General features: G+C 72.8%; 6 protein-coding genes. 1 reads left to right on the forward strand and 5 read right to left on the reverse strand.

Features of this window, described 5'->3' with window-relative positions; translation table 11 throughout:
- Window positions 1-48 precede the first annotated feature (48 nt).
- From IZR01_RS19800 to IZR01_RS19815, 4 genes are all read right to left on the reverse strand, one after another.
- Window positions 49-882, reverse strand: a complete 834-nt coding sequence (locus IZR01_RS19800) for an SAM-dependent methyltransferase (RefSeq protein ID WP_194893238.1) — start codon at window positions 880-882, stop codon at window positions 49-51.
- A 71-nt stretch (window positions 883-953) separates the two neighbouring features.
- Window positions 954-2,228 carry an MFS transporter gene (locus IZR01_RS19805; protein ID WP_194924682.1) on the reverse strand — a complete coding sequence of 425 codons (1,275 nt, stop codon included), beginning with the start codon at window positions 2,226-2,228 and terminating at the stop codon, window positions 954-956.
- A gap of 10 nt (window positions 2,229-2,238) precedes the next feature.
- Window positions 2,239-2,868 (reverse strand): winged helix-turn-helix domain-containing protein, encoded by a 630-nt coding sequence (locus IZR01_RS19810; protein WP_194893236.1) that lies wholly within the window; start codon window positions 2,866-2,868, stop codon window positions 2,239-2,241.
- A gap of 78 nt (window positions 2,869-2,946) precedes the next feature.
- A complete protein-coding gene (locus tag IZR01_RS19815; RefSeq protein WP_194893235.1) occupies window positions 2,947-3,786 on the reverse strand; it encodes an SAM-dependent methyltransferase in 840 nt (279 codons plus the stop codon).
- A 181-nt stretch (window positions 3,787-3,967) separates the two neighbouring features.
- Here IZR01_RS19815 and xylB point away from each other — a divergent pair, with 181 nt between their 5' ends.
- The gene (xylB, locus tag IZR01_RS19820; RefSeq protein WP_194924683.1) at window positions 3,968-5,419 is read left to right on the forward strand and encodes a xylulokinase; all 1,452 of its coding nucleotides are present in this window, start codon (window positions 3,968-3,970) and stop codon (window positions 5,417-5,419) included.
- A gap of 44 nt (window positions 5,420-5,463) precedes the next feature.
- On the opposite strand, the gene IZR01_RS19825 is transcribed toward xylB, so the two are convergent.
- On the reverse strand, window positions 5,464-5,871 hold the full coding sequence (locus tag IZR01_RS19825; protein ID WP_194893233.1) for a nuclear transport factor 2 family protein: 408 nt from the start codon (window positions 5,869-5,871) through the stop codon (window positions 5,464-5,466).
- Window positions 5,872-6,000 lie beyond the last annotated feature (129 nt).

Here is a 6,000-nt window from a genome sequence, read left to right on the forward strand (position 1 = left end):
TGAATCTCAGCGCTTGAGCGTCAGCGCTTGAATCTCAGTGCTTGAGCGTCAGCGCTTGAACCCGACCCCGCCGTCGAGCCAGATCGTCTCCCAGTCCTCGCGCACCGGCCCGTCCGGGCGCCACAGCGGCAGCTGCACCAGGCCGGGCTCGACGAGTTCGAAGTCGCCGAACAGCGCGGCGATCTCCTCGTGCTCGCGCACGGTGATCCGCGACTTCGCGTTGTCCCAGCCCTTGCGGGCGGCCGCGGAGACCTCGGGCTGACCGCCGTCGGTACCGTGCGAGATGACCAGGGCGCTGCCGGGGGCCAGGGCGTCGCGGAAGGCGGCGGCGATGCCGCCGGCGTCCTCGTCCTCGGCGACGAAGTGCAGCAGCGCGACCATCAGGACCGCCACCGGCTGCTCGAAGTCCAGCAGTTCCCGGACCTGCGGGTGCTCCAGGATCGCCTTCGGTTCGCGGACGTCGGCGAGCACCACGGCGGTGCGGCTCTCATCGCCGGCCAGCAGGGCGCGGGAGTGGACGGCGACGATCGGGTCGTAGTCGACGTAGGCGACCCGGGCTTCGGGCTGGACGGCGCGCGCCACCTCGCCGGTGTTGCCCGCACCGGGCAGGCCGGTGCCGATGTCCAGGTACTGGGTGATCCCGGCCTCGGCGAGGTGCCGGACGGCGCGGCCGAGGAAGGCCCGGTTCTCCAGCACCATGGCGCGGGCGGCGGGGTTCCCGCGCATGGCCACCTCGGCGGCCTGGCGGTCCACCTCGAAGTGGTTCTTACCGCCGAGCATGTAGTCATAGATCCGGGCGGGATGGGCCTTGGTCTGGTCGATCTCCGGGGGCAGCCAGTCCGGCAGCAGCGCTCCGGTGCCCGGGCCCAGTTCCTCGGTCATGCGGTTGCCTCGGTCATGCGGTGTGGCCCTCCCAGATCGGTGGCGGTGGGGTGGCGGGTGCCTGTGGTGCGTCAGATTATCCGATGGTCATCGGGTGCTGATACCGCGGCCTCATCGTCGCCCCCGCGGCCCGCGGTGGCGGCGCGAGCAGGTCGCCCAGAAGGCGTAGAGCGGGAACCGACCGCGGCGGCCGCCGCGCACACCACGGCGCACAGCGCGAAGAACGCTCCGCTGCCCCACCGCGCGGCCACGATGCCGGCCAGCGGGAACAGCAGGGGGCTCAGTCCCAGTGTGCACAGCGTCGTCACCGACGTGACCCGGCCGAGGAAGTGCGGGGCGGCCACCGTCTGCAACCGGGCGTTGGCGACGACCATCGTCACGCCGGTGGTGGCGCCGAGGGCGGCGGCGACCGCGATGGCGCCGGGCCGGCCGAGCGTGCCCCAGGCCACGAGCAACCCCGCGGTCAGCATCAGCGATCCGGCGATCATCGGGCGCGCCGGGTAGCGGCGATCGGCGCGCGCCGCCAGGATCGCGGCGGCGGCCGCACCGCCGACGCTGAACGCGCCGAGGATCCAGCCGGCGGTGGCGCCGCTCCAGTGCCGTTGGGTAACCAAGATGACGACGGCGACGGCGATCGGTCCGCTGAAGCACAGCTCGCTCAGGCCGATGACGATGACCAGGCGGCGCAGTTCGGCGTGGCGCCGCACGTATCGCAGTCCTTCGCTGAACTGCTGCCACAGGCTTTGTCCGGGCTCGGATACGGCGGAGGTGCGAGGTATCCGCAGGGTCGGGAGAAGCACCAGCGACGCGCCGAAAAGCAGGCTGGCGGCCAGGAACGACGCGGACGCGCCGCCGACGCCGAGCACGACTCCGGCCAGCACCGGCCCGGCCAGGTTGGCGGCGCGCACGGCCAGCACCCGCATCCCCTGCACCCGTGCCAGCAGGCCGGTGTCGAGGCCGGTATCAAGGCCTGCGTCGACGAGCATCGGCGGGAGGGCTCCGACCGCGGGCATGAACAACGCGTCGACGGTGCCGAAGCCCACGGCCAGCGCCGCCAGCGTCCCTTCCTGGACCCGGTCGGCGACCGCGAGCGCCGCGCCCAAGACCAGGACGCAGCGCACCAGGTCGCTGCCGATCAGGACGCGCCACGGCCCGAAGCGGTCGGCGACCACGCCGCCGCCGAGCATCAGCAGTGCCCTCGGCACCGCCCCGGCGGCCAGGATCAGTCCTGCGGCGGCCGGGCCGAGGGCGCGTGAGGCGGCCCAGGACAGGGTGATGAAGTAGATGGAGTCCGCGGTGACCGAGCAGGTGTAGGCCACGAGCCAGCGCAGCACACTGCCGTTCACTGTCTTGCGTTCATTGTCTTGGTCGCGGCTCTGGTCGCGGTTCTGATGGCAGCTCTGGTGGCGGCAACGCGTGGATGTGCAGGGACACCGGCCGCGCGTCGGGTTCTGCCGGCAGGTCGCGGTAGCGGTCGATCACCGCGACGAGGTCCCGCTTGAGGTCGGTGAGCTGCGCCGGGGTGAGGCGCAGGGAGCGTTCGCTGGTCATGGTGACGTTCAGCCAGTCCCTGGACAGGTGCGGGGCGTCGGCTGTGTAGCGCCGGAGAGCGTCACCGTATGCGAGAAGCGTCGAGTGCAGATAGGCGCGGCTGTCTTCCTGCTCGCCTTCGCCGTCCTCGACCGTGGCAGGGTCGTGATACAGCCCCTGGGCTTTGACGCGCCACCAGCGGTCGCGGCGCGTTCCGCGTTCCACGTCCTCCTCGATCAGGCCGCCCGCGGCGAGTTTGCGCAGGTGGTAGCTGACGGCGCCGGAGTCGAGGGCGAAGTGTGCGGCCAGCCGGCGGCCGGTGGCCGGGCCGTGGTCGCGCAGGTGGTGCAGGAAGCTCAGGCGCATCGGGTGGGCCAGGACGCGCAGCGCGGCGGTGTCCAGGACGACGTCGCGTTCCGGGTGCGGCGCCAGCGGGTCGGGAGGTTCAAGTGCCATGTCCGGCACGATAAAAGGCGAACGCCTCTTTGCGAACCCCCGTTCGCGAAGAAGTGTTCGCCTTTCGTGGCGGCTGTGCTACCGCTTGATGCCGACCCCGGCGTACCCGTAGTCCAGGTCCCGTTCGGCGTCGGTGAGCTCGTGGTCCGGCCGCCAGGCCGGGATGATCACGACGCCGGGCGCCAGCAGCTCGGTGCCGGTGAAGAACCGCCCGACCTCCTGCCGGTCCCGCAGCACCAGCTGCGAGGTGGCGTTGTTCCAGCCCTTGCGGGCGGCGCCGAACTTGCCGGGCTCGCGGCCCTCGGAGGCGTGCGAGAGGGCCAGTCCGCTCCCGGGTGCCAGGGCGTCGAGGAACTGGATGGCGATGCCGTGCGCGTCCTCGACGTCGGAGACGAAGTCCAGGACGGCGACCATCAGCACCGCGATCGGCTGGTCGAAGTCCAGGACCGCGTGGACGGCGCCGCTGTCCAAGATGGTCTTCGGTTCGCGGACGTCGGCCTGCAGGATCGCGGTCCGGTCCGGGTCGGCGCCGACCAGCAGGGCCCGGGAGTGCGCGCAGACGATCGGGTCGTAGTCGACGTAGACGACGCGGGCCTCGGGGTGGACCCGGCGGGCGACCTCGCCGGTGTTGCCGGGGCCGGGGATGCCGGAGCCGATGTCCAGGAACTGGGTGATGCCGGCCTCGGCCAGGTGCCGCACGGCGCGGCCGAGGAAGGCGCGGTTGACGCGGGCCATGGCGCGCAGCTCCGGCATCAGGTCCAGGGCCACCTCGGCGGCCTCGCGGTCGACCTCGAAGTTGTCCTTGCCGCCGAGCAGGTAGTCGTAGATCCGCGCGGGACGGGCCTGGCCGCGCTCGATCGGCGGCGGCGTCCACTGCGGAAGCCACGCACCGCCGTCGCCGATCGACTCGTCGGTCATCTTCGACCCTCCCCTGAGGAAATACGTGGCGGGCGTCCCCCGTGTGGATCAGGCTAGCCGGAGATCATCGAGCCCTGACACCTCGTGCGGCGCCGGACCGACAGTGCCGCACCCGGCCGAAGCCGATGCGCTAGGTTCACTTGTCCGATGATTCGCCGCAGCCTGCCGGGAGCGCCAGGAAATGATCGGTAACGCCCTGGTCGCGGGCATCGACTCGGCGACCCGGTGGTGCCAGGTCGTGATCCGCGACGCCGCCACCGGGGAGCGGCTGCGGGCCGGCGCCGCACCGCATCCGGACGGCACCGAGGTGCACCCCTCGGCCTGGTGGGAGGCGCTGGGCCAGGCCGTCGCCGCGGCCGGCGGACTGGAGGACGTGGCCGCGGTCTCGATCGCCGGGCAGCAGCACGGCATGGTGTGCCTGGACGAGCAGGGCTCGGTGGTGCGCCCGGCGCTGCTGTGGAACGACACCCGCTCGGCCCGGGCCGCCGCCGACCTCGTCGCCGAACTCGGCGGACCCGCGGCCTGGGCGGACGCGGTCGGCACCGTACCGGTCGCGGCCCTGACCGTCGCCAAACTGCGCTGGCTGGCCGGGAACGAACCGGCGCGCGCCCGGGCCACCGCCGCGGTCTGCCTGCCGCACGACTGGCTGACCTGGAAACTCGGCGGCGACCGCGATATCAGGACACTGACCACCGACCGCAGCGACGCCTCCGGCACCGGCTACTACTCCCCCGCCGCCGACGCCTACCGGCCCGATCTGGTCGAACTGGCCCTGGGCCGGCAGCCGCTGCTGCCCAAGGTGCTCGGCCCGGCCGAAACGGCCCGGATCCTGGAGCCCTCGGCCGGATTCGCCCCGGCCGACTCCCCGCGCATCCGGCTCGGCGCGGCCGAGCTGAACCCGCTGCTGGTCGCCGCCGGATCCGGCGACAACGCCGCCGCCGCGCTCGGCCTGGGCGCGGGCCCGGGCGACGTGGTGGTGTCGATAGGCACCTCCGGCACGGTGTTCGCCTGCTACGACGCCCCCACCGCCGACCCGACCGGCGCGGTGGCCGGCTTCGCCGACGCCACCGGGGGCCACCTGCCGCTGGTCTGCACGCTCAACGCCGCACGCGTGCTGGACGCGGCCGCGGCGCTGCTCGGCGTCAGCCTCGGCGAGCTGTCCCGGCTGGCGCTGTCCGCCCCGGCCGGCGCCGACGGCCTGACCCTGATCCCGTATCTGGAGGGCGAACGCACCCCGAACCGCCCCGACGCCACCGGCACCCTGCACGGCCTGCGCCTGACCAACTCCACCCCGGCCCACCTGGCGCGCGCCTACATCGAGGGCATGCTGTGCGGACTGGCCGACGGCCTGGACGCGCTGCGGGCCGTCGGCGTGCCGGTGGAGCGGATCCTGCTGGTCGGCGGCGCGGCCCGCTCCGAGGCGGTGCGCACGATCGCGCCGGCGGTCCTCGGCCGCCCGGTGCTGGTGCCGCGCGCCGGGGACCACGTCGCCGACGGCGCGGCGAAGCAGGCGGCGTGGGCTTTGAGCGGGATGGCGGCGCCGCCGGCGTGGGACGTCTGCCAGTCGGAGAAGGCGGAGGCCGAGCCGGTGCCGTGGCTGCGGGAGCGCTACCACGAGTTCCGGGACGCTTAGCGGCCGAGTTGCCAGGCGCCTTGCGGATGGGTTCCGCGCAGACGCTAGCCGCGCAGCTGCGCCCCGAGGCGGGGGTCGCCGTAGGCGCGGAACAGCGCGATGCGGCCGTCGCGGATCCGCAGGATCTGCACCGACGTCACGCTGAACGGCTTGCCGGTGGTGGTGATGGAGCCCTTGGTGTCCACCTCCACCACGATCACCTCAGGGTCCTGAGTCTGGTGGACCGCGGTCACGTCGAAGTCCTCGATGCGCAGCGGTGAGGCCATCATGCGGCGCGCGTATTCGCCGATGGCCTCTCGCCCGGCCAGGCGCAGCGGCGCTTCCGGCGTCCCCTCGAACGGCATCTCGATCACGGCGTCGGGGGCGAACAGGTCGGCGAAGCCGTCGGCGTCGCCGTCCAGGATGACTTGGCGGCGGCGGTCCAGGAGGTCGGCGGGCGTGGCGAAGGACATGAGGCACTCCTCGGGGCTCGTTCATTCAACGCTTGTTCAATGAACGAGCCTAGGCGGCATCGCGGGTTCGGTCAACGCTCGTAGAATGAACTGGTGACGCCCGACCCCACGCCCGCCGACCTCCTGGAC

This window comes from Catenulispora pinisilvae (assembly GCF_015356865.1).
In the GTDB taxonomy this organism is placed as follows: domain Bacteria; phylum Actinomycetota; class Actinomycetes; order Streptomycetales; family Catenulisporaceae; genus Catenulispora; species Catenulispora pinisilvae.